At 65.9% G+C, this 20,844-nt stretch carries 14 protein-coding genes; 3 read left to right on the top strand and 11 right to left on the bottom strand.

Features of this window, described 5'->3' with window-relative positions; translation table 11 throughout:
- Positions 1 to 188: 188 nt before the first annotated feature.
- From FBY36_RS12840 to FBY36_RS12830, 3 genes are read right to left on the bottom strand one after another with little or no spacing between them, the layout of a single operon-like run.
- Positions 189 to 3,875, bottom strand: coding sequence for a 1,4-alpha-glucan branching enzyme (locus FBY36_RS12840; RefSeq protein ID WP_142119944.1), 3,687 nt, complete (start codon positions 3,873 to 3,875; stop codon positions 189 to 191).
- Position 3,876: 1 nt separating this feature from the next.
- Entirely contained in the window at positions 3,877 to 5,670 is a 1,794-nt protein-coding gene (gene treS / locus FBY36_RS12835) for a maltose alpha-D-glucosyltransferase (RefSeq protein ID WP_142119942.1), read from the bottom strand.
- Entirely contained in the window at positions 5,667 to 7,709 is a 2,043-nt protein-coding gene (locus FBY36_RS12830) for an alpha-1,4-glucan--maltose-1-phosphate maltosyltransferase (RefSeq protein WP_142122626.1), read from the bottom strand. The genes treS and FBY36_RS12830 overlap by 4 nt, the downstream gene beginning before the upstream one ends.
- A gap of 191 nt (positions 7,710 to 7,900) precedes the next feature.
- On the opposite strand from FBY36_RS12830, the gene glgP reads away from it, so the two are divergent.
- Both glgP and FBY36_RS12820 read left to right on the top strand, forming a co-directional pair.
- Positions 7,901 to 10,519, top strand: a complete 2,619-nt coding sequence (gene glgP, locus FBY36_RS12825) for an alpha-glucan family phosphorylase (protein ID WP_200830488.1) — start codon at positions 7,901 to 7,903, stop codon at positions 10,517 to 10,519.
- 63 nt (positions 10,520 to 10,582) lie between these two features.
- Positions 10,583 to 12,370: a thiamine pyrophosphate-requiring protein gene (locus FBY36_RS12820; protein ID WP_142119941.1), complete on the top strand. Its 1,788-nt coding sequence runs from the start codon at positions 10,583 to 10,585 to the stop codon at positions 12,368 to 12,370.
- A gap of 40 nt (positions 12,371 to 12,410) precedes the next feature.
- Here FBY36_RS12820 and FBY36_RS12815 read toward each other — a convergent pair whose 3' ends face one another.
- The 8 genes from FBY36_RS12815 to FBY36_RS12780 form a co-directional block, all read right to left on the bottom strand.
- Positions 12,411 to 12,767, bottom strand: a complete 357-nt coding sequence (locus FBY36_RS12815; protein ID WP_142119939.1) for a barstar family protein — start codon at positions 12,765 to 12,767, stop codon at positions 12,411 to 12,413.
- A gap of 7 nt (positions 12,768 to 12,774) precedes the next feature.
- The gene (locus tag FBY36_RS12810) at positions 12,775 to 13,266 is read right to left on the bottom strand and encodes a ribonuclease domain-containing protein (RefSeq protein WP_142119937.1); all 492 of its coding nucleotides are present in this window, start codon (positions 13,264 to 13,266) and stop codon (positions 12,775 to 12,777) included.
- Between the two features lie 7 nt (positions 13,267 to 13,273).
- Positions 13,274 to 15,379 (bottom strand): glycogen debranching protein GlgX, encoded by a 2,106-nt coding sequence (glgX, locus tag FBY36_RS12805; RefSeq protein ID WP_142119934.1) that lies wholly within the window; start codon positions 15,377 to 15,379, stop codon positions 13,274 to 13,276.
- Positions 15,380 to 15,470: 91 nt separating this feature from the next.
- Positions 15,471 to 16,460 carry a 23S rRNA (guanosine(2251)-2'-O)-methyltransferase RlmB gene (gene rlmB, locus FBY36_RS12800; RefSeq protein WP_142030242.1) on the bottom strand — a complete coding sequence of 330 codons (990 nt, stop codon included), beginning with the start codon at positions 16,458 to 16,460 and terminating at the stop codon, positions 15,471 to 15,473.
- Positions 16,461 to 16,565: 105 nt separating this feature from the next.
- Entirely contained in the window at positions 16,566 to 18,032 is a 1,467-nt protein-coding gene (gene cysS, locus FBY36_RS12795) for a cysteine--tRNA ligase (RefSeq protein ID WP_142119932.1), read from the bottom strand.
- 9 nt (positions 18,033 to 18,041) lie between these two features.
- Positions 18,042 to 18,542, bottom strand: coding sequence for a 2-C-methyl-D-erythritol 2,4-cyclodiphosphate synthase (gene ispF / locus FBY36_RS12790; protein ID WP_200830578.1), 501 nt, complete (start codon positions 18,540 to 18,542; stop codon positions 18,042 to 18,044).
- Positions 18,543 to 18,550: 8 nt separating this feature from the next.
- Complete coding sequence (ispD, locus tag FBY36_RS12785) at positions 18,551 to 19,333, bottom strand: 2-C-methyl-D-erythritol 4-phosphate cytidylyltransferase (protein ID WP_142119928.1); 783 nt, start codon at positions 19,331 to 19,333, stop codon at positions 18,551 to 18,553.
- A 107-nt stretch (positions 19,334 to 19,440) separates the two neighbouring features.
- Positions 19,441 to 19,923 (bottom strand): CarD family transcriptional regulator, encoded by a 483-nt coding sequence (locus FBY36_RS12780; protein ID WP_011690592.1) that lies wholly within the window; start codon positions 19,921 to 19,923, stop codon positions 19,441 to 19,443.
- A gap of 271 nt (positions 19,924 to 20,194) precedes the next feature.
- On the opposite strand from FBY36_RS12780, the gene FBY36_RS12775 reads away from it, so the two are divergent.
- Complete coding sequence (locus FBY36_RS12775; protein ID WP_142122624.1) at positions 20,195 to 20,806, top strand: hypothetical protein; 612 nt, start codon at positions 20,195 to 20,197, stop codon at positions 20,804 to 20,806.
- Positions 20,807 to 20,844 lie beyond the last annotated feature (38 nt).

Raw genomic sequence — 20,844 nt, 5'->3', positions numbered from 1 at the left:
TAAGCTTCGGGGGGTTCGGTTTTCCGTCTGACTCCGTGGAGCAGCGCGGAAATAAACTCTACCACCACTCATCCTGGATCGCCAGTCCGCCGTCAGGAGGCCTCCCACCTAGGCCCGAAAAGCCCGGAATCGCGCGGATCCCGGGCCTTTCGTTCTCAGTCCCTACCGGGACAACGCATGAGCCGGGCTCAGCTGGCGGACGAGGTAGCGGGTTTGAAGTAGGACGCTCCAAGCGGGGGCAGCGTGACACTCAATGTGGCCGGCTGGCCATCCTGCCCTTCGTTCGTGGCCTTCAGCTCTCCACTGTTCAGAACCCCGGATCCACCGTAGGTGGTGTGGTCCGTGTTCAGGACCTCGGTCCACGCGCCTGCCAGGGGAACGCCCAGTGTGTAGCCGACGTGCGGCGAACCGGAGAAGTTGATGGCGCAGACAATCGGATTGCCTTCGGTGTCCCGCCTGATGAAGGACAGCACGTTCCGGTCGGAGTCTCCCCCGTTGATCCACTGGAACCCGGCAGGAACATTGTCCTGGGTGTAGAGGGCAGGCGTTGCGGCGTACAGCTCGTTCAGGTCCTTGGTCAGCAGCTGCAGTCCACGGTGGGCCGGGATGTCCGCGAGCCACCAGTCCAGGCCGTGCTGCTCGGACCACTCGGCTTCCTGGCCAAACTCGGTTCCCATGAAGATGAGCTGCTTGCCCGGATGCGCCCACTGGTAGGCAAAGAAGGCGCGGAGGTTAGCCAGCTGCTGCCAGCGGTCACCGGGCATCTTGCGGAGCATGGAGCCCTTGCCGTGGACAACCTCGTCGTGGCTGATCGGCAGCAGGAAGTTCTCGGTGAAGGCGTAGACCAGGGAGAACGTGACCGTTCCGTGGTGCCACTTGCGGTTGTACGGGTCCTCCGAAATGTACTTCAGGGAGTCGTGCATCCAGCCCATGTTCCACTTCAGGCCGAAACCAAGGCCGCCATGGCTGGTGGGAGCGGTGACGCCCGGGAAAGCCGTTGACTCTTCCGCAATCATGACGGCGCCGGGGTGCGTCTTGTAGACGGTGGCATTGACTTCCTGCAGGAAGGAAATGGCCTCGAGGTTCTCCCGGCCGCCGAAGCGGTTGGGCCGCCACTGGCCTTCCTGCCGCGAGTAGTCAAGGTAGAGCATGGAGGCCACCGCGTCCACGCGCAGGCCGTCAATGTGGAACTCCTCCAGCCAGTAGAGGGCGTTGGCCACCAGGAAGTTCCGGACCTCGGTGCGGCCGAAGTCGAAGATCAGGGTGCCCCAGTCAGGGTGCTCGCCAAGGTTGGGGTCCGCGTGCTCGTAGAGCGGCTCGCCGTCGAACTGGGCCAGCGCCCAGGAATCCTTGGGGAAGTGTGCGGGAACCCAGTCCAGCAGCACGCCGATGCCCGCCTGGTGGAGGGCGTCCACCAGGTAACGGAATTCGTCAGGATGCCCGAACCTGGACGTCGGGGCGAAGTAGGACGTGACCTGGTAACCCCAGGAACCGCCGAACGGGTGCTCCGCCACAGGCATGAATTCCACGTGCGTGAACCCGAGCCACTTGACGTAGTCAACGAGTTCCTTGGCGAGTTCCCGGTAGCCAAGGCCCAGGCGCCAGGATCCGAGGTGTACTTCGTAGACGCTCATGGCCGAGTTGTGCGGGTCCCGCTTGGCCCGCGCTTCCATCCACTCGTCGTCCTTGAAAGCGTAGGACGGTTCCACCACCCTGGAGGCCGTCAACGGGGGAACTTCCGTACCGAACGCCAGCGGATCGGCTTTTTCAACCCAGTAGCCGCCGCGCGTCAGGATCTCGTACTTGTAGCAGGCGCCTGCCGGAACGCCGGGGATGAAGACTTCCCAGACGCCGGAGGAACCCAGTGACCGCATGGAGTTTTCCCGTCCGTCCCAGGCGTTGAAATCGCCCTTGACGCGGACAGCCTGGGCGTTGGGGGCCCAGACGGCGAAGGACACGCCGTTGACGTCCCCGAGCGATGACTTGTAGTGACGGACGTGGGCTCCGAGCACCTGCCACAGCTTCTCGTGCCGGCCTTCGCCGATGAGGTGCAGGTCCACTTCGCCTACCGTGGGCAGGTAGCGGTATGGCTCATCAACGGTCACCGGGTCCTTGCCCGGGTAAGTGACGGTGAGCCGGTAGTCGGGTACGTGGCCGTGTTCCAGCGGCTCCAGGACCGCTACCCATACGCCGTGGGCCTCGTGCTGCATGGGCACTTCACCGGCCTGGGTGACCACCGTGATTGCTTCGGCCAGATGCTTCACCGTGCGGATGGTGACGTGCCCGTAATCGTCCAGGTGCGCACCCAGGACGGAGTGGGGGGCGTGGTGTTCACCGTTCGCGATCCTGCCCAGGGTGCCTTCATCCACGTGCAGCGGCACCCCCGGGCGGTCAGTTCGTGCTGAGCCTGTCATTTTGTTACCTTCCGATGCTGCGCCGGCGTGTTCGCCGGCGCCGTTACCGCTTAGGAGCCGTCTGGAGGCGTTCACTGGAATCGCCAGCCAGTCGGGCCTGTTTCGCATTTCATAAACAACTTCGTACAGCGCCTTGTCCAGCCACAATGCCACAAACAGGGGCGAGGACCGGTCCACCGTGCCGGGAATGACCCCTGCGTAGCCGGCAAGGAAGGCGTCGGAACAATCATCAACCCAGCTGTCGTGGACCTGGGCACCTTCCTGCTCGCGCTGCGCTGCTCCGGCCGCGTAGTCGAAGGACCGGAGCATTCCTACCACGTCGCGCAGGGGTACATCCGGGACGTTCCGTTCGGCGATGGGCCGCAGCGGCTCGCCTTCGAAGTCCAGGATGGCCCAGCGCGACTCGTCGCCGGACTGCCCGGTCACAAGGAGGATCTGGCCAAGGTGCAGGTCGCCGTGGATCCGCTGCAGGGGCCCGGCCGGAACCTTGTCGACGTCGGCCAGCAGAGCGTCCAGGGCGTCGTCGTAAGGTCCGACGGCGGCATGGGCTTCCGCCCAGGCAGTCCGGACGCGCTGGGCAACAGCAGGTCCGGGCGCCTTGCCGGGTTCAGGCTCGGCTGATTGCCCCAGTGCCTCCGCCATGCGCTTGTGCACTGTGGCGGTGGCCGCCCCCAGGGCGCGGGCTTCTGCCGTGAAGTCGGTGCCGGAGCGGGCCGCGTCCACCGCCAGCCGCCAGGCGTCACGGCCGCCGGCGAGGAATTCGTGGGCCACGGCAAGCTCGCCCTGGACGTAACGGCTGCCCTCTCCGGCGTCGCCGGGCTTCCCGAGCCATTCGCCGCGAACCCAGCCCAGGGTGGCGGGGACTTCCGCGGTGCCGGCCTTGGTCAAGGCTGCGCCCACTTCGATTTCCGGGTTGGTCCCGTCCGACAGGACCCGGAAGAATTTCACCATGGCAGCCGATTCGCCGTCGTCCACAATGACGGAGCTATTGGACTGCTCGCCGGAGAGCACCTTCACCACGCCCTTGGCCGTGGGCAGACGGTGAGGCCCCTCCACCCGGAATCCAGTGGCAGTGCCGCTGGTGGCCTTTGACTCTTCCCGGATGAGCTCGAGCCACGCGCCCACGAAGTCGGGATCGTGCACGGCGTCGTAGACCCAGGGGCGGGTGGGATCCATTCCGGCGGCTTCGCCCATCAGCGCGCGTTCCATGCCGCCGGCCGGTGCCGGCCGGAAGCTCAAGGGGACCTGGACCACGGCGGTGCGCGGGCCGCCGTCGGGCCCCTCAACGGTGACGTTGAGGAGGAACACGGCCAGCGCGGCGTGCCCGCTGGGGTCCTCCAGCCCCAGGCTGCCGGCCTGGGAGATGGTGAAATCCGGGGTTTTGACGGGGAACCACCGCTGCTGCGGCAGCCATTCCTTGAGCAGCGCGGTGAGGGCAGGAGTGAGGATTGGCTGGTTCATCTCAGTTCTCTATCGACAGGATGGGCATGGCCTGGGTGTAGGGCGATGACGGATTGGATCCCGCCGAGCGCATTCGGAGCCAGAAGAAATCGTGGCTTCCGATGGTCAGGGTGAGGGTTCCGTCATCGCCGATGCCGGGGAAGATCTGTCCACCGAAGACGTCGCGCAACCCGCGCCCGGCATATTCGGGGATGCGCAGGGTGGCTGCGACGGGGTGCTGGGAGAGGTTGAAGGCGCACAGGACGGTCTCGCCGTCGACTCCCGCCGGGTTGCTGTCCGGCAGTACACGAAGGTAGGCCACGACGGCGTCGTGGTCTGCCTCGACGTGCTTGAATCCGCCCAGCCCGAACGCGGGGTGGTTCTTGCGGACGCTGAGGATCTGCCGGGTCCAGCGAAGCAGGGAGCCGGAATGGGCGGCCTCGGCTTCGACATTGGCCATGCTGTAGTTGTAGACCAGTGATTGGATGGGCGGCAGGTACAGCTTGCCGGGGTCCGCGCTGGAGAAACCTGCATTCCGGTCCGGGTTCCACTGCATGGGGGTCCGGACGGCGTCGCGGTCCTCAAGCCAAATGTTGTCCCCCATGCCGATCTCGTCCCCGTAGTACAGGAACGGGCTGCCCGGGAGCGAGAGCAGGAGGGCATTGATCAACTCAATCTCGGCCCGCGAGTTATCCAGCAGCGGAGCCAGCCTGCGCCGGATGCCGATATTCGCGCGCATTCTCGGATCCGGGGCGTACCAGCCCAGCATGGCGGCGCGCTCGTCCGCCGTGACCATTTCAAGGGTCAGCTCGTCGTGGTTGCGCAGGAACGTGCCCCACTGTGCGCCCTCCGGGATGTCCGGGGTGTCGCGCATGGTTTCGATGATGGGCGCGGCCTTCTGGTCCCGCAGTGCGTAATAGAGGCGCGGCATGATGGGGAAGTGGAACGCCATGTGGCATTCAGGTTCGTCCTCGGTGCCGAAGTACTCCACCACTTCGTTGGGCGGCTGGTTGGCCTCAGCGATGATGACGCGCCCGGGGTAGCTTTCGTCCACCATGGTGCGGAGCCGCCGGAGGAACTCGTGGGTTGCCGGAAGGTTCTCGCAGTTGGTCCCTTCCTCCTCGTAGAGGTACGGGATGGCGTCCGCGCGGAACCCGTCAATGCCCTGGTCCAGCCAGAACCGGACCACATCAAAGAGCGCCTCGATGACCTTGGGGTTTTCGAAGTTCAGGTCCGGCTGGTGGCTGAAGAAACGGTGCCAGAAGAACTGCCGCCGGATGGGATCGAAGGTCCAGTTGGATTCCTCGGTGTCCACGAAGATGATGCGCGCGTCCTGGTACTTCTCGTCCGTGTCGCTCCAGACGTAGAAGTCCCCGAAGGGGCCGTCAGGATCTTTCCGTGACTCCTGGAACCAGGGGTGCTGGTCCGAGGTGTGGTTCAACGGCAGGTCGATGATGACCCGGACGCCGCGGGCGTGGGCTTCTGCCACCAGCCGCTTGAAATCGCTGATCGTGCCGAATTCGTCCAGGACCGAGTTGTAGTCGGAAATGTCGTAGCCGCCGTCTCGCAGCGGTGACTGGAAGAACGGGGGCAGCCACAGGCAGTCCACGCCCAGCCACTGCAGGTAGTCCAGCCGGTCGATGAGTCCGGAGAAATCCCCGGACCCATCGCCGTTGGCATCCGCAAAGGCCCTGACAAGCACTTCATAGAACACGGCCTTGCGGTACCACAGCGGGTCATGCTGGAGGCCAGGCGCATTTAGCTCGAACGTGCTCTTTGGGGTGAAGTGGCCGGAACTTTGCGGATTGAAATTCACGAATGCATTCTCCTCACGCTCAGGATGTGGGCCGGTTCCACGTGCGGGTCAAGCCGCACGTAGTTGTACTCGCCCCACTCCCAGCTTTGGCCGGAGATCAGGTCGTCCACGTAGAAGCCGCCGCCCGGTGTGCGGTCCTGCGGGTCCAGCTCCAGGGCTGCCAGGTCCAGGACCACACTGCATTCCTTGGTGACATGGGGGTCCACGTTGACCACCACGATGATGGTGTCCTTGGACCCGTCCGGAAGGGTCTTGTGCTTGGAGTAGACCACGGTGGACTCGTCGGTGCTTTGGTGGACCGTCAGGTTCTGCAGGTCCAGCAGCGCAGGGTGGTCACGCCGGATGTGGTTGAGCCGGGTGATGTACGGCGCCAGCGAGCGCCCCGATTCCGCGGCCGCATCCCAGTCGCGGGCCTTGTACTCGAACTTCTCGTTGTCGATGTACTCCTCGGCACCGGGCCGGGCGACGTGCTCGTACAGTTCGTAACCTGCATAGACGCCCCAGAGCGGGCTTCCGGTGGAGGCAAGGACAGCCCGGATCCGGAACGCCGCCGGCCCGCCGTACTGCAGGTACTCGGTGAGGATGTCCGGGGTGTTGACGAAGAAGTTGGGGCGGAAGAACGCCGGGGATTCGTGGCTGACTTCGTCGAAGTAGGCCTCGATCTCCTTCTTGGTGTTGCGCCAGGTGAAGTAGGTGTAGGACTGCTGGAAGCCGGCGCGGCCCAGTGCGTGCATCATGGCAGGACGGGTGAACGCTTCGGCGAGGAACACCACGCCGGGCTCTGTTTTATTCACTTCGGCAATAAGCCATTCCCAGAACCACACCGGTTTGGTGTGCGGGTTATCCACCCGGAAAATCTTTACGCCGTGGCTGACCCATAAGAGGACAATCCGCAGAATTTCCTGGGAAAGCCCTTCGGGGTCATTATCGAAATTGAGCGGATATATGTCCTGGTACTTCTTTGGCGGGTTTTCGGCATAGGCAATGCTGCCGTCCACCCTGGTGGTGAACCATTCCGGGTGGGACTGCACCCAGGGGTGGTCCGGGGCCGCTTGGAGCGCAAGGTCCAGGGCGACTTCCAGGCCCAGTTCGTTGGCCCGCGCCACGAAGGCGTCGAAGTCCTCGAAGGAACCGAGGTCGGGATGGATGGCATCGTGGCCACCCTCCTTGGCTCCGATGGCCCAGGGTGAGCCGGGGTCGTTGGGCCCGGCGACCAGGGTGTTGTTCGGTCCCTTGCGGTGCTGGACGCCGATGGGATGGATGGGCGGCATGTACAGGACGTCGAAGCCCATGGCGGCCACGGCGTCGAGCCGCTGTGCCGCGGTCCGGAAGTTTCCGGACGTCCACTCCCCTGTGTTGTGATCCTTGACCGCGCCTTCGGAGCGGGGGAAGAACTCGTACCAGGCGCCGCGGCCGGCCCTGTCCCGCTCCACCAGCAGCGGATACTTCTCGGAAACCGTGACCAGTTCCCGGATGGGCTGGCGTGCCACGATGTCTGCGATTTCCTGGCTGAACCCGGCGCCCAACCGTTCCTCGGTGCTGCGGGACTGGTCGGCCAGGACGCCGGAAGCATGCCGCAGGGCGGCCCGGTCAACTTCGTCGCGGAAGTCTTCCGCGGACGCTTCGCCCAGCAGTTTGGCACCTTCGGCGAGCATGAGTTCGACGTCGATCCCGGCGTCGATCTTCACCTCCGCGTTGTGGTGCCAGGTGCCGTAGCGGTCGTGCCAGGCTTCGATCACAAAGGACCAGTTTCCGGTTTCCGACGGCGTGAGCACGCCTTCCCAGCGGTCCGTTCCCATTCCGCGTTCCCCGCGGGGCGGCGCAAGCCGCACGCGCTGGCGCTCTGCGCCGGAGGGATCCAGGAGTACGGCGCTGACGCCGAGCTGGTCGTGCCCTTCCCGGAAGGCGGTGGCACCCACCACAATGGACTCGCCGGGCAGGGCTTTGGCCGGAAACTTGCCGTCCTCGACGACAGGCTGCACGGCGGTGATGGGAAAACGCCCGAACCGCAGGCCCTCGGTGATGCGGCGCTGGGGCATTTTGGTGGATGCGGCACTGGTTCCTGAGTTAGTCGTCACAGGCTCGACGTTAGCGAGAAATGGCCAGGATTGCTAAGCGTGCTCACTAAATTCCTTGTGCCGTGGCGTAATTTCTTCATGCCCCTGTCATTTACCCAAAAGAAACCGAAAGCTGGTTCCAGCCGCGCATGTTGTCGGTTAGTGTGACGCAGGTGAAGGCAATCCGCAGGTTTACGGTCCGTACAGTCCTCCCCGAGCCGATCAGGCCACTGGCCCGGCTGGCCAGCAATTTGCGGTGGTCCTGGCACCGTCCCACCCGGGAACTTTTCGCCGGGCTGAACCCGCGGCTGTGGGAGGAAAGCGGGCAGGACCCCGTGGGTTTCCTGGGGATGGTCAGCCGCGAGGAATTCCAGCAGCTCGCCGCGGACCAGTCGGTGGTGGACCGGGTGCGTGCTGCGGAGGAGGACCTTGACCGGTACCTTGAGGAGCCGCGCTGGTACCAGGGCCTGGGCCCGGAGGCCCCGGCTTCCATTGCCTACTTCTCCCCCGAGTTCGGCATCACCGAGGTCCTGCCGCAGTATTCGGGCGGCCTGGGCATCCTGGCCGGTGACCACCTGAAGGCTGCCTCCGACCTGGGTGTTCCCCTGATCGGGGTGGGCCTGCTGTACCAGGCCGGCTATTTCAAGCAGTCACTGTCGCGCGATGCCTGGCAGCAGGAGACCTATCCCGTCCTCGATCCGGACGGGCTGCCCCTGACGCTGCTCCGCGAACCTTCCCCTGACGGTAACGGCAAAGCCCTGCAGATCTCCCTCCCCCTCCCCAACGGACGGCGACTGCTGGCACATATCTGGCGTGCCGACGTCGGACGCGTTCCCCTGCTCCTGCTGGACTCCAACGTGCCGGGCAACGACGACGCCGCCCGCAGCATCACGGACCGGCTGTACGGCGGCGGCGGCGACCACCGGCTGCAGCAGGAGCTGCTGCTGGGCATGGGCGGGGTCAAGGCCCTGCGCGCCTTCCAGAAGCTGACGGGCTGCGCCGCACCCGAGGTGTTCCACACCAACGAAGGGCACGCGGGGTTCCTCGGGATCGAACGCATCCAGGAACTGATGTCCGGGGAGCAGGCGCTGACGTTCGACGAAGCGCTGGCCGCCGGGCGCGCCTCCACGGTTTTCACTACCCATACCCCCGTCCCTGCCGGCATTGACAGGTTCGAAATCAACCAGATCAGCCACTTCTTCCAGGCCGGGCTGGCGCCCGCGGTCCCGGTGGACCGGATCCTGGAACTGGGCCGCGAAAACTACGCGGACGGCAACCCTGCGGTGTTCAACATGGCGGTGATGGGCCTGCGCCTGGCCCAGCGCGCCAATGGCGTGGCCAAGCTCCACGGTGAGGTGTCCCGCGGCATGTTCTCCGCCCTGTGGCCGGGCTTCGACCACTCCGAGGTGCCCATTACCTCCGTGACCAACGGCGTGCACGTGCCCACCTGGGTGGACAGCCGCATTTCCAAGCTGGCCCGTGACCAGTTCGGCAGCGAGGCGGAAGCGCTGGGCAAATGGGACCTGGCCTACAACGTCAGCGACGCCGATGTGTGGGCTTTGCGCCGGGAGATGCGGGCTGCCCTGGTGGAGGACGTCCGCCGCAGGCTGCGCGCAGCCTGGAAAAAGCGCGGCGCGGCCGACGCCGAGCTTGGCTGGACGGATAACGTCCTGGACCCGGATGTGCTGACCATCGGGTTTGCCCGCCGCGTGCCCACGTACAAGCGGCTCACGCTGATGCTGCGCGAGCCGGCGCGGCTCAAGGCACTGCTCCTGCACAAGGAGCACCCCATCCAGCTGGTCATCGCCGGAAAGTCCCACCCCGCCGATGATGCCGGCAAGAAGATGATCCAGGACCTGGTGCGCTTCACTGACGATCCCGAGGTGCGGCACCGCATCGCGTTCCTGCCCAACTACGACATCGCCATGGCCAGGACCCTGTTCCCTGGCTGCGACGTCTGGCTGAACAACCCGCTGCGGCCGCTGGAGGCCTGCGGGACGTCCGGCATGAAGGCGGCGCTGAACGGATCCCTGAACCTGTCCGTCCTGGACGGCTGGTGGGATGAGATGTACGACGGCGAGAACGGCTGGGCGATCCCCACGGCCAACAATGACGCCTCCCCCGAGGAACGCGACGACATCGAGGCCGCGGCCCTGTACGAACTGCTGGAAACACAGGTGGCGCCGCGCTTCTACGGGAGCACGGTGTCCGAAGGGGCAGGAGCTGCGGGGCCCTCGACCACCAGGAGCGAGACGGTCCCCACGCACTGGGTGTCCATGATCAAGCACACCCTGTCCCACCTGGGCCCGGCCGTGTCCGCGGAGCGAATGCTCCGTGACTACGTGAACATCCTGTACCGCCCCGCCGCGGAGGCCGGCCGCAGCGCCACCGCCAACTCGTTCGCCCAGGCCCGTGCCCTGGCATCCTGGTCCGCGAAGGTCCGCGGCGCCTGGCCCCAGGTGCACGTGGAGCACGTGGACTCGGTGGGCGTATCGGAGGACCCCCAGATCGGCGATACCCTCCAGGTCAACGCCTACGTGGCCCTGAACGCGCTGACCCCCGACGACGTCTCCGTGGAAGTGGCCTACGGCCGGGCGGAGGAAAATGACGCCCTTGCTGACATCACCATGATGGAACTGCAGGTGAAGGAGGACCTGGGCAGCGGCCGGCACCTGTTCAGCGGTTCGCTTGTCATCGACCGCTCGGGACCGTTCGGATACACGGTCCGCGTCCTGCCCCGGCATGAAGCCCTGGCCTCGAAAGCGGAACTGGGACTGATCGTCAACGCTTAGCCCCTTTGCCGGATGGGTAAGGCTCCTCGCAGGCACGGAACCAACCCGACGCAGGAGGGCTCAATGACCGAACGTACAGTGGCCGATGTCATCGTGGAGCGCCTCACCACATGGGGTGTTGGCCGGGTCTTCGGCTACAGCGGGGACGGCATCAACGGATTCATGGGCGCCCTGCGCCGGACCGACGGGCAGATGGAGTTCGTCCAGGCCCGGCACGAGGAGTCCGCGGCCTTCATGGCCGTGGGCCACGCCAAGTACACCGGCGGTGTGGGGGTGGTGACCTCCACCCAGGGCCCCGGCGCGGTCCACCTGCTCAACGGCCTGTATGACGCAAAGCTGGACGGCGTGCCGGTGGTGGCCATCGTGGGACAGCAGAGCCGCACGGTGCTGGGTTCGGCCTACATGCAGGAAATCGACCTCATGGCGTTGTTCAAGGACGTCGCGTCGCAGTTCGTGCAGCAGGTCAGCGCACCGGAGCAGGTGCCCATGGTCCTGGACCGTGCCTTCCGGACGGCGAAGGCCACCTCCTCCCCCTGCGTGGTCATCATTCCGCACGACGTGCAGTCCGCTCCCGCCCCGCAGCTGGAACAGCAGCACGGCATCGTGGTCACTGCCCCCTCCTGGAGTGCTGCAGCCAAGACCCCGCGGGAGGAGGACCTGGCCGCCGCAGCCGCCCTCCTGAATTCTGCGGAGCGGGTGGCCCTCCTGGTGGGCCAGGGCGCCAGGCATGCCGCCGGGGAAGTGGTGGCCGTAGCGGAAAAGCTTGGGGCAGGCATCGCCACGAGCCTGCTGGGGAAGCCATATTTTGATGAGAACCTGCCCTTTGCGGTGGGAACCATGGGCCACCTTGGCACCACGGCGAGCGCCCACCTGCTGGGTAACTGCGACGCGCTCCTCATCGTGGGGTCCAATGACCCCTGGACGGAGTTCTACCCGCCCCCCGGGGCTGCCCGCGCCGTGCAGATCGACATCGATGAGAAGAAGATCGGCAACCGGTATCCCGTGGAGGTTGGCCTGGCGGGAGATGCCGCGTCTGCACTGGAAGCTTTGAATCAACGGCTGGAACATCGCCAGAACACCCCATGGCGTTCAGTTGTGGAGGAGGAAGTCAGCCGCTGGCGGATACTCTCGGCAGACCGGGCCGCCGTGCCCGCCAGCCCTGTCAATCCCGAACGCGTGGTCCGGGAGCTCAACGGCAGGCTGCCGGAGAACGCCCAGCTGAGTGTCGACGTCGGAAGCTGCGTCTACTGGTACGCCCGGCAACTGATGCTGCCCCAGGGCGTCCCGGCACATCTGTCCGGGACGCTGGCCAGCATGGGCTGCGCCATCCCGTACGGACTTGCCGCCAAGCTGGCGCATCCGGACCGTCCCCTGGTGGCCCTGGCCGGAGACGGTGCCATGCAGATGCTGGGCACCGCCGAACTGGTCACGGTGGCGCACCGCTGGCGCGACTGGCAGGATCCGAGGTTCGTCGTGTGCGTCTTCAACAACCGGGAGCTCACCGAAGTCACGTGGGAGCAGCGTGAGTCGGAGGCCGAACCACGCTTTGCCGCCAGCCAGGAACTGCCCGATTTTCCGTTCGCCGGCTACGCGGACCTGCTGGGGCTGAAGGGCATCCGGGTGGAGGACCCGGAGCGGATCGCAGACGCCTGGGACCAGGCGTTTGCAGCGGACTGCCCCGTGGTGATCGAGGTCCTGACCGACCCCGAGATCCCGTTGCTTCCGCCGTTCCCGGCCGGGCGCCAGAAGGCGGAAAGCATGCGCAAGGGACTGGCGGCGGAGGACGACGGCGGCCGGGCCTCGGCGCTGCTGGACACCTACCTCTCGCACGAGGAACGCCGCGAGGGCTAGGCGCGGAAGCCGGGGACGGCGTTAGGGCCGCAGGCCGGCTTCAGAGCAGCACGGCGGTAACGGCAAGGTCCTTGCCCGCGTACCGTTCGGCGTCCTGCAGGATTTCGCAGATGATGCCGAACGACCTGTCGCTGCGGAACGGGGCCGCCACCTGCCACAGGACCGTGATGGGCGGGTTGCCGTTGTCGGTGATGCTGTCCGCGAAGTCGTGGAGCGAATCGTTCAGTGCATCCAGGTTCACGCCGTAGTGTTCGGGAAAGTCCAGGACCTCACCGAAGGTTTCCAGGACAGCGCGTTTGCTGTCCGCGGGAGGGACCACCACGCTGCGCCGGCCGGCGTCGGCCACCTGTTCCTGCAGTTCTTCCAGGGTCCAGGTGTCGCCGGAGAAGATTCTCATGGTTGTGCTAGTTGCCTTCCGCTATGTACTTGAACGTTGCGTAGTGGTCACTGGTGTAATATTTCTCCCCGCCGTCGCCGGCCACGATGCGCCGCGCGCCCCGGTCTGCTTCCCCGGGAGTAGGAACGGTGTACTCGCGGTAGTAGCCGCGGTTCCGGACGGGCAGGACCCGCTCAAAGTTGCCGAACACCTGGTCATCCTGGCTGTACCGGAACGGGCCGCCCGCCCGGATCAGACCCAGCACCCGGCGGCCCTCCGCGGGGAGGGCCGATTCGCGGATCTCCGGCAGGCCGGACGGGTTGGCGCTCCGCTGTGGCGGGGACTGCTTCGCTGCCGCGGACGCGGCCGTTCCACCCGGCGTGGAGCTGCTGGGGCTGGAAGCCGTTTCCGGCGTCGTGCGTTCCGTCTGCTGGCCCAGGAGGCCGGCGCCGCCGAACGCCACCAAGGCCAGCACCACCAGGGCGGCCAGGAGCAGGGGAAGGACAGAGCGGTTGCGCATTGATGGCCTACGTGCGGTAAATGCTGATGGAGTTGGCCTCGGCAAGGTCGGTTTCCCCCGAAGCCACCTGGATGCCTTGCCGCTGCTTGTGGCGCGGCGAGGTGGTCAGCCGAAGCTCGAACAGGCTTGGAACTTTCCTCCCGGCATCCGGCAGGGTGACCAACACGTCCGACGCGCTGCCGTTGACCACCACCAGGCCGGCCAGGTCACCTTCGTCGTCCCCGAGCAGGAGCTGCATGACCCTGTGATGCGGATCGTTCCAGCCTTCGGCGGACATGGGCTGGCCATCCTGGTCGAACCAGTAAAGGTAAGACTGTTCGTCCCGGACGGGGAAGTCATGCGGCTGGGCGGCCAGGAACTCCTTGCGCAAGCGGATGTACCGTTTGGTGCTCCGCAGCATTTCGTGCGCCTCCGGCGTCATGGTCCAGTCAAGCCAGTTAATGGCATTGTCCTGGCAGTAGGCGTTGTTGTTCCCCTGCTGTGTCCTGGCCAGCTCGTCGCCGGCGGTGATCATGGGAACGCCCAGTGAAACCATCAATGACGCCATGAGGTTCCGCCGCGACTGTGCCCGTCTTTCCAGGATCACGCCGTTCTCGGTGGGACCCTCCACGCCATGGTTGTAGCTGCGGTTGTCCCCGTGCCCGTCCCTGTTCTCTTCGCCGTTGGCCTCGTTGTGCTTTCGGTCGTAGGACACAAGGTCGTTCATGGTGAAGCCGTCGTGGGCGGTGACGAAGTTGACCGATGCCAGCCGCGAGCGTCCGGACGCCTGGAAGAGGCTGGCGGAACCGGAAAGGGCATCAGCGAGTTTGGCCATGGTCCCGCCGTGGCCGCCGGAATCGATGGCCCCACGGTCTGCCAGCCAGAAGGTACGGACGGCGTCGCGGAAGTGGTCGTTCCAGTCCACCCATCCGGGCGGGAACCGGCCGGTCTGCCAGCCTCCATAGCCAATGTCCCAGGGCTCGGCGATCAGCTTGACCTCGGACAGCACGGGGTCGGCGGCGACGGCCGTGAGGAAGGGATGTTCGGGGTCGAACTCATTGGCGGCGTCCCTGCAAAGCGTGACGGCGAGGTCGAACCGGAAGCCGTCGATGTGGAACTCGTCCACCCAGTACCTCAGCGAATCGGTCACCAGCTGGACCACGCGCGGGTCCGCGAAGTTGAGCGAGTTGCCGCAGCCGGTGGTGTCGATGTACTTGCCGTGGCCGTCCACCCGGTAGTACGTGTCCTCCCCCAGGCCCCGGAAGCTCAGGACCGGACCATCGGGCCCGCCTTCGGCGGTGTGGTTGTAAACGACGTCCAGGATGACCTCGAGTCCGGCAGCGTGGAGTGCCTTGACCATGGCCTTGAACTCGTCCTGGACGGCCTGGGGGCCTTCCTCCCGTGCCGCCCTGGTGGCATAACCCGGGTGCAGGGCGAAGAACGCGGCGGTGTTGTACCCCCAGTAGTTGGCCAGGCCGAGGTCCTGCAGGTGCGGCTCATCGATGTGGAAGTGCACGGGCAGGAGCTGGACGGATGTGATGCCCAGGCTGGTCAGGTGCTCCACCACGGCGGGGTGGGCCAGGCCGGCGTAGGTGCCCCTGAGCTCTTCCGGAACATCGGGGTGGAGCATGCTCTGGCCGCGGACATGCGCTTCGTAAACGATGGTGTTCCGCCAGGGAAGGCGCAGGCGTTCGTCCGTCCCCCAGTCGAAATCGGCGGCAGTCCGTACGCTGGTGAGGAAGCCGTCGTGCTGGTCCACCGCCCGGCCATAAGGGTCCAGGAGCAGGGGCTGCCTAACGGAACCGTTCCCGTTGACCGAGGCGGCCCCCGGAGGCAGTGAATGGCCGTCCGTAGTGGGACGGAAGCCGTAGCGGGATCCGTACGGCAGGTCCTCCACAATGCCGTGATGGACGCCCCGGGTCACATTGGGCAACGTCTGGACCCGCCACCGGCCCCCGGGAGGGCAGTAAACGATGTCCAGGCTGGACACCCCGGGAGCCAGGCAAGCGACGTTGGCCCGCGCGCCGGCGTGGTGCCGGGTACCGCCGGAATCAGCGCGCGGAACGCTGACACCAAGGGGAACGGCCGAGGAGGCGTCCATGGCGGAAGCAGTGTCGAAGAGCGGCATGACCATCACCTAAATAGTAGCCGCCAGCGGCACCTGACCTGCCCGTTCGCCGCTGCGGCGCCGGGTAACCAACCCGGGAATGCCCGGGCCTGGAGGCTTACCCTGCTGCGCGCTGCCGGGAGACCTCGTACAGCGAGATGCCCACGGCCATTGAAGCGTTGAGTGACTCCATGGCGGAATCGATGGGGATGGAGACGATCTGGTCGCAGTTCTCGCGGACTAGGCGGCTCAGGCCCTTCCCCTCGGAGCCCACCACGATGCAGACGGGTTCGGTGGCCAGGGTGAGGTCAGGCAGCGAGACGTCGCCGTCGCCGTCGAGCCCCAATACGAAGATGCCCATGTTCTTGAACTGCTTCAGGGCGTTGTTCAGGTTGGAGGCGCGGGCCACCGGCACGCGGACGGCAGCACCGGCACTGGTCTTCCAGGCCGCTGCGGTGACACCCACGGAGCGGCGTTCAGGCACAATGACGCCGTGGCCGCTGAAGGCGGAGACGGAGCGGATGATGGCGCCCAGGTTCCGGGGGTCGGTGATGCCGTCCAGTGCAACAAAAAGCGGCGCATTCTTGACGTGCCCCTTCTTCCACTTTTCCACGGTTTCCTCGGCCAGTTCGTAGGCGTCCTGGTACTCGTAAGGCGGAATCTGCAGCACCAGCCCCTGGTGGACGGCGTCATCCGTCATCCGGTCCAGTTCGGGTTTGCCCGTTTCCATCAGCGGGATGCCGCGTTCGGCGGCGAGCTTCAGGGATTCCTTGACGCGGTCGTCCATCTCGATGCGGATGGCAACGTGCAGGGCTTTGGCGGGGATGCCGGCGCGGAGCGCTTCAACCACAGAGTTGCGCCCGGTCACCACTTCCTCGGTGGCACGGCCCTTGGGCCCGGACTTCGCCGCGCCCGCGCTGCGGGCACCGGTTCCGCGCTTGGCGGCGGACCGCTCGGAAAGCTGCTTGGCTTTGTGCGCCTTGTGGTAGGGACGGTCCTCGGCTTTGGGCGTGGGGCCCTTGCCCTCCAGGGCCTTGCGGCCATGGCCACCGGTTCCGATGGTTGGGCCCTTCTTCGCTTTAACCGATCGGCGACCATTGTTGGCCATGATGTTCCACCCTTGATTGTGTTGACTGAGTCTGCATACCAGTCTACTGACCGAAGAAAAATCGGCAGGCCCCGGCCATTGGCGGAGCTCAGGCGGTCCGGCGGATCAGTCCCGCTTGAGGCTCCAGGTGGCGCCGTCAGGGCCGTCCTCCACCACGACGCCGGCCTGGTTGAGGGTGTCCCGGATGGCGTCGGACGCTGCCCAGTCCTTTCCAGCCCGGGCAGCAGCGCGGGCGGCAAGCTGCGCTTCGACCAGCACGCTCAAGGCTTCGGCCTCACGGGTTGACGCCGCGGCGGAACCTTCGACGGCGTTCAGCCCCAGGACTCCGGTCATCAGGACGACGGCGTGCATCGCGTTCCGGGCAGGGTCGTCGTCGCCCTCGGCAAGGGCCGTGTTGCCCGCGCGGACTGTCTCGTGGAGTGCGGCCAGGGCGCGCGGGACGTTGAGGTCATCGTCCATGGCTTCGCAAAATGCGTTCATGGCCGGGGAAGAGGAGCCGTGGTTGCCGTCCATGGCTCCCGCGTCGCCGCCGAACCGGGCACCGGCCTTGGCAAGGAACCCGTCAATGCGTTCGACGGCGGCCGCAGCCTCCTGCAGGGAGGTGGGCCGGTAGTCCAGGACGGAGCGGTAGTGTGCCTGGCCCAGGTAGTAGCGCACCACCCGGGGGGATGCCAGTTCCAGCATTTCTGCCGGGCTGATGGTGTTGCCGATGGACTTGGACATCTTTTCGCCCTGGTAGGTCACCATGCCGTTGTGCATCCAGAAGTTGGCGAACGGGTGGCCCGCCGCCTGTGACTGGGCCATCTCGTTTTCGTGGTGCGGGAAGCGCAGGTCCAGGCCGCCGCCGTGGATGTCGAACGCGGTGCCCAGGTACTTGGTGACCATGGCGGAGCACTCAAGGTGCCAGCCGGGCCGGCCGGCTCCCCAGGGCGAAGCCCAGCTGGCGGTGGCCGGTTCCCCTTCTTTGGAGCCCTTCCACAGCGCAAAGTCGCGGGGGTCCTTCTTGCCGCGGGGATCGGCGTCGGGCGCTGCCTGCATGTCGTCGATGTTCTGCCGGGTCAGGGCGCCGTACTTGTCCCACGAACGGACATCGAAATACACGTCCCCCGAATCGTCCAGGGCGGGGTAGGCGTGGCCGCGCTCGATGAGCTGCTGGATCAGGGCATGCATCTCGGGAATGTGTCCGGTGGCCCGGGGTTCATAGGTGGGCCGCGAGACGCCCAGGGTGTCGTAGGCCTTCAGGAATTCCTGCTCGTAGCGGTACGCCAGCGCCCACCACTCCTCGCGTGGCACTTCGCCTGCCTCTGGGCTGAAGTCCGGCGCGAAGGATGCCTCAGATTTGGCAAGGATCTTGTCGTCGATGTCCGTGACGTTGCGGACCACCGTGACGCGCAGGCCACGGTACTCGAGCCAGCGGGTGAGCTGGTCGAAGGCGATGGCGGAGCGGATGTGGCCCACGTGCGGCATGCCCTGGACGGTGGCACCGCAGTAGTAGAGGCTGACCTTGCCGTCGACGATGGGGACGAAGTTCCGGACTTCGGCGGAGGCGGTGTCATAGAAGCGCAGGGTCACCGCTCCAGACTAGCTGATGGCTTGGGGCTGCTGCGGGTACACCAGTGCGGTGGCCACCGCGGAAATACCCTCTCCGCGTCCGGTGAATCCCAGGCCGTCGCTGGTGGTGGCCGTGACACCCACGTGGGCGCCGGCGGCTTCGCTGAGGACCTTCTGGGACTCTTCCCGCCGCGGCCCGAACTTGGGCCGGTTGGCTACGAACTGCACCGCAACATTGCCGATCTCGAAACCCGCGGCCCGGACGATCCGCGCAGCTTCCGCAAGAAGGGTGGCGCCGGACGCGCCGGCGAACTCGGGGCGGTCGGTACCGAAGTGGGTGCCAAGGTCGCCGATGCCGGCGGCAGAGAACAGGGCGTCCGCGGCAGCGTGGGCCACGGCGTCACCGTCAGAGTGTCCCGCCAGGCCGCGTTCGCCGGGCCAAAGGAGTCCGCCCAGCCAGAGCGGGCGGGGTGAGTCTTCCGGCGCGTAGGCATGGACGTCGATTCCCACTCCGGTGCGCGGCAGGACCATGTCCGCGCTCATCCTTCCACCCACCGGGCTCCGAGCGGACCTTCCAGGAGTCCTTCGGCGAAGATCAGGTCCAGGGGTGTGGTGATCTTGAGGGACTGTGTTGAGCCGCGGACGGCATGGACGGGTGTGCCGAGCATCTCCACCAGCATGGCGTCGTCGGTCACGGCCGCGGACTGCTGCTGATCCAGCGCTTGTGCGGCCTGGTGGGCCTGTAACAGGGTCCTGATCGTGAAACCCTGGGGCGTCTGCACAGCCCTCAGCTCCTCACGGCGGGCCGTCCCCGTGACAACCTCCGGCGCAAAGGCAGTGTCCCCGCCGGTGGTGGCGGCCACGGTCTTGACCGTGTCCACTACCGGGACTGCGGGAATGACGGCGGCAGCACCGGCGGCAAGGGCATCGGATACGCGGTGGAAGACGGATTCGGGCGTCAGTGCGCGGGCGGCATCGTGGACCAGGACCGCCTCGATGCCGTCCATCAGCGCCTCGATCCCGGCCCGGACGGAATCAGCCCGGGTGGATCCGCCGTCGACAATCGTCAGGAGCGGGCCGCCGTCGGCAAGCTCGCCACGGAAACTGTCACACAACTGGCGCAGGCCCTGGTCCCCGGCGGGCAGTGCCACGCACACCTGGCTGGCCACTCCTGACGCGACGATTCCCCGGAGGGCATGCATCAGGATGGGCTCGCCGCCGAGCGGCACAGCCGCCTTGGGCATGCCGTAGCCTAGGCGCTGCCCGGAACCGGCGGCTACAAGGATGACGGCGGTGACCAGGCGCGTGGATGAATCACTCATGCGGACAAGCCTACGACGCCGCCACTTCGGTCAGGTGCCCAGGGCACCGCCGGAAGGGCGCAAAAAAGAAGCCCCGGCGGCACTTGCGTGCCGCCGGGGCTAAATTCTTAGGAAGCCAGGACCTCGTCGAGAACGCTTGCAGCCTTCTCCTCGTCGGTCTTTTCAGCCAGCGCCAGTTCTGAAATCAGAATCTGACGGGCCTTGGCCAGCATTCGCTTCTCGCCTGCGGAAAGGCCCCGGTCGTGATCCCGGCGCCACAGGTCGCGAACAACCTCTGCCACCTTGATGACGTCACCGGAAGCAAGCTTCTCCAGATTTGCCTTGTACCTGCGTGACCAGTTGGTGGGCTCTTCGGTGAACTCGGCGCGGAGCACATCAAACACGTGCTCCAGGCCTTCCTTGCCCACTACGTCCCGGACCCCAACAAGGTCAACGTTCTCTGCTGGAACTTCAATGGTCAGATCACCCTGAGCCACCTTGAGCTTGAGATACATCTTCTCTTCGCCCTTGATGGTGCGCATCTTGATTTCTTCAATCTTCGCAGCACCGTGGTGAGGGTAAACTACTGTCTCGCCGACCTCAAATACCATGTGGACATTTCCCCTTTCCCGCAGACCAGTTTATCACGATTCAGGCATATGACCGGCCGGAGAAAGGGCTTCCAACCGCGAAAATACGCGGAAAATGGGCCCAATCAACCCCCTCCGCCCCCTTGACGGATGGCAAGATTAGTGCATCGCGTGAGCGCTCCCACGGCAGATGTGACACTGCCGAATCCTCGTTTGCCCCTCATTGCGGATAGGCTATGGCTGAAAAAGACTTCAAAATTCTTGAGGAGTACGTGACGTGCGTTCCACTGCGATGAACCGGGCCCAGCGCGGCAAACTGGCACTGACGGCTGCTGCCCTTGGCGCCAGCCTGCTGACCGCAGGCTGCGGTTACATCACACCCCAGCAGACCAGCCACCAGTACTCCGCCTCAGACGGCATTCGCGCAGACCTTGGTCCCCTCCAGCTGCGGAACATCCTGATTGTTTCCGCGGGCGAGGACCAGCCCGGCCGCCTCATCGGCGCCGTCTACAACTCCTCCTCCAAGGACGTGAAGCTCACGGTCAACGGCGCCAAGGGTTCACAGACCGAGGTGCCCGTGAAGGCCAACTCGTACACGCTCCTGAACGAGGACTCCGACGAGGCCATCCTGAGCACCACCGGCGGCAAGCCCGGCTCCCTGGTGGACGTCAAGATCAGCGAGAACGGCACCAACGTCAGCAATACGGTGAAGGTTCCCGTCCTGGACGCCACCTTGGCGGAATACAAGGACTACGTGCCTACCCCGAGCTCCTCGGCGACATCCTCGTCGTCCGCGAGCCCCAGCGCGGGCTCCTCAGCCAGCGCCACCCCGAGCGCTTCCGCCGGGGCCGGCTCATCAGCCAGCGCCACCCCGAGCGCTACGGCAACCGCCACCAGCCGCTAGGCGAACAGCGGGTCGCCGCCCGAAGCAGGCATAACGAA

Source organism: Arthrobacter sp. SLBN-122, assembly GCF_006715165.1.
Lineage (GTDB): Bacteria > Actinomycetota > Actinomycetes > Actinomycetales > Micrococcaceae > Arthrobacter.
This window is presented reverse-complemented; position numbering and strand designations above follow the sequence as displayed.

Excerpts from the sequence above, each read along its gene's own strand:
- glgX (WP_142119934.1), bottom strand. The coding sequence starts at position 15,379 with ATGGTCATGCCGCTCTTCGACACTGCTTCCGCCATGGACGCCTCCTCG.
- rlmB (WP_142030242.1), bottom strand. The coding sequence starts at position 16,460 with ATGGCCAACAATGGTCGCCGATCGGTTAAAGCGAAGAAGGGCCCAACC.
- FBY36_RS12840 (WP_142119944.1), bottom strand. The coding sequence starts at position 3,875 with ATGAACCAGCCAATCCTCACTCCTGCCCTCACCGCGCTGCTCAAGGAA.
- FBY36_RS12830 (WP_142122626.1), bottom strand. The coding sequence starts at position 7,709 with ATGCCCCAGCGCCGCATCACCGAGGGCCTGCGGTTCGGGCGTTTTCCC.
- ispF (WP_200830578.1), bottom strand. The coding sequence starts at position 18,542 with ATGGTCCTGCCGCGCACCGGAGTGGGAATCGACGTCCATGCCTACGCG.
- FBY36_RS12810 (WP_142119937.1), bottom strand. The coding sequence starts at position 13,266 with ATGCGCAACCGCTCTGTCCTTCCCCTGCTCCTGGCCGCCCTGGTGGTG.
- FBY36_RS12775 (WP_142122624.1), top strand. The coding sequence starts at position 20,195 with ATGAACCGGGCCCAGCGCGGCAAACTGGCACTGACGGCTGCTGCCCTT.
- FBY36_RS12820 (WP_142119941.1), top strand. The coding sequence starts at position 10,583 with ATGACCGAACGTACAGTGGCCGATGTCATCGTGGAGCGCCTCACCACA.
- FBY36_RS12780 (WP_011690592.1), bottom strand. The coding sequence starts at position 19,923 with ATGGTATTTGAGGTCGGCGAGACAGTAGTTTACCCTCACCACGGTGCT.
- FBY36_RS12815 (WP_142119939.1), bottom strand. The coding sequence starts at position 12,767 with ATGAGAATCTTCTCCGGCGACACCTGGACCCTGGAAGAACTGCAGGAA.
- ispD (WP_142119928.1), bottom strand. The coding sequence starts at position 19,333 with ATGAGTGATTCATCCACGCGCCTGGTCACCGCCGTCATCCTTGTAGCC.